This is a genomic window from Bacillus sp. JCM 19034, from assembly GCF_001310635.1.
Taxonomy (GTDB): Bacteria; Bacillota; Bacilli; order Bacillales; family Bacillaceae_D; genus Halalkalibacter.
Window position 1 is genome coordinate 1 of record NZ_BAXR01000046.1, and the last position, 2042, is coordinate 2042.

Here is a 2042-nt window from a genome sequence, read left to right on the forward strand (position 1 = left end):
ATTCATTCAACGTGTCGTTAAGCAATCCGGTGTCACCCATACACAAATCGGTCGGACGACAGTAGGATTGGCGAAATATGTGAAGAAAATGTCGTTTGACGAGCAGCTTAGAACGGGGCAAGGTTGGTTCGCACACTCCCCGCTAGCGCAGTTTGCTTCATTACCGTACAGACCCAAGGTTTCAGTTTCTGTATTTATTTGCGACGAAGGTTCCGTTGGCTGCCATGCGTTCGACGATGACGTTTGAACCTAAACAACAAAAGGAAACGTTAGAAGGTCGCTTGTCTGTCGATGCCCTAAAAACATGGTGGAACGAAACGATTACCCATCGAATAGATCTTAGTCTTTTAAGAATCGTGTCACTTGCTTTTACAGGAATTCCAGCGTCAACAATGAATACAACAGTCGACGCAGGAGAAACCGGTGAAGCGAAAACGACACAAGAGAGAGCTGACCCACGGTATGATTTTGCGAATGATTTATCCATCAAAGGTATAGAAACAGCGTTTGTCGAGGGGAAGCTCATCATAACGAACTTCTCAAGCTCCGCATTGAATCATACCCCATCTCATGATAAGCTCAAAAAGAGTTAGAAAAGGTTTACGATTATATTGCCTGTTTGCCGCCAGATGAGCGAAATAGATATTATTCTAAATGGCTGATCATGCCATAGATTCTGTGGAAGTCATAGATGAGTATGCGGAATATGACGGTACTTATCATGTGGCACAGAACGGAAGAATCATTCGTGAGTTTTACGAACAGGGAATGCATCAATTCGAAGAGGTCGGCCATATCCCTGAGGAACGGATTGGCGGAGCCAGAGAATTAGACGGTTATTTTGAAGGGACACCAATATGGTTTGTCGATTACATGAGTCCTGGCAGTGCGATTAAAAATGGGTTTAAAAAGCTAGGAAGAAATGCATTTAGTCGAATTCCTAAGGGTAAGGGGGGCTCCAGTACCTACAACCCCAGGTGTTGGTAGCAATCCTAAAGACTTTGTCAACCCACATTCTGAAAAACATATATATGACTCAAGTAGACCATCTACTCCCAATAGGTCACAATATGGTGAAGATGTGGATGTAGCCAAGTTAAGGCAAGACACAATGACTAATCCTGATAAAGCTTATTCAAACTGGCCAAATCCTAATAATCCGAATCCAAACAGAATAACTAAGTACTATAAAGAATTTGACGGAAATATCAGTACACCTGATACACCGACTGGAAGTCATAGGGTATTTGAAAACCTAGACGATCCAACCAGAAGCTCACATTTTCCTTATGTTCCAAGAAAATAAATATTAAGTAGGTGAGATACTTGAGTAACTTTTTGTATCATGCATATTTGACTGAAAATCACGAACATTATGTTTCGTCGGAAGAAGTCATGAGTGGTGGCATTAAATATTCTACTAAGTCAAATAATAGATATAGTAATGGTGGCAGAGTGAAATTTGAGATAACAGAACTATTAAGACCTTCCAATACTCCTGATTGGCTTCACTTTAAAGAAGCAATAGGTGTTGATATATCCAATCGTTTTTCCAAATCTTTTTGCTTTCCTATATTTACGGATAAAATTCTAGTATTTGATGGGGATATTTCCCTATCGATCTATGATCAAGCATTCTATGAGGATTTTAAAGACTTTGATGAGGAAGCTTTAAATTTTGATACTGGAGAAACTATTGAATATTGGATTAAACTATACTGGAAAAGTATGAAGACACTTGATGAGTATTTGATAGAGAAGCCTATTCAAAGCCAGAAGTGTTAATTTTTGAATCTGTACCAAAAGAAATTATTCAAGTATGTGAAGAATAGACTTGTAAACCTTGATCGGCACAGGCCTTTCAAGGTTTCTTTTTTGGTGGGGCTACCTAGTGCCCAATTTGAGTCAAAAGAAACAACGTCGATTGCAATAGAGGCCATGAATTGGGATTATGAGGATTTATCGGCTAACGAGTTTTTACATAAGACGATTGAGCGAGCAAAAAGGATGGAAGCATTAAAAACTTTGTTGAGTTACTACTG

The 2042-nt window shown here is 39.4% G+C and carries 4 protein-coding genes; all 4 read left to right on the plus strand.

What is annotated here, in order from left to right; translation table 11 throughout:
- The coding region (locus JCM19034_RS23775; RefSeq protein ID WP_231687079.1) for a hypothetical protein at window positions 1-247 on the plus strand (247 nt) is incomplete at its 5' end.
- On the plus strand, window positions 216-593 hold the full coding sequence (locus tag JCM19034_RS20450; protein WP_156324092.1) for a hypothetical protein: 378 nt from the start codon (window positions 216-218) through the stop codon (window positions 591-593). The genes JCM19034_RS23775 and JCM19034_RS20450, both read left to right, overlap by 32 nt.
- A 61-nt stretch (window positions 594-654) precedes the next feature.
- Entirely contained in the window at window positions 655-987 is a 333-nt protein-coding gene (locus JCM19034_RS23780) for a hypothetical protein (RefSeq protein WP_062052615.1), read from the plus strand.
- A gap of 408 nt (window positions 988-1395) precedes the next feature.
- Entirely contained in the window at window positions 1396-1785 is a 390-nt protein-coding gene (locus JCM19034_RS20460) for a DNA polymerase III (RefSeq protein WP_370622286.1), read from the plus strand.
- Window positions 1786-2042 lie beyond the last annotated feature (257 nt).

Excerpts from the sequence above, each read along its gene's own strand:
- JCM19034_RS23780 (WP_062052615.1), top strand. The coding sequence starts at position 655 with ATGGCTGATCATGCCATAGATTCTGTGGAAGTCATAGATGAGTATGCG.
- JCM19034_RS20460 (WP_370622286.1), top strand. The coding sequence starts at position 1,396 with ATGAGTGGTGGCATTAAATATTCTACTAAGTCAAATAATAGATATAGT.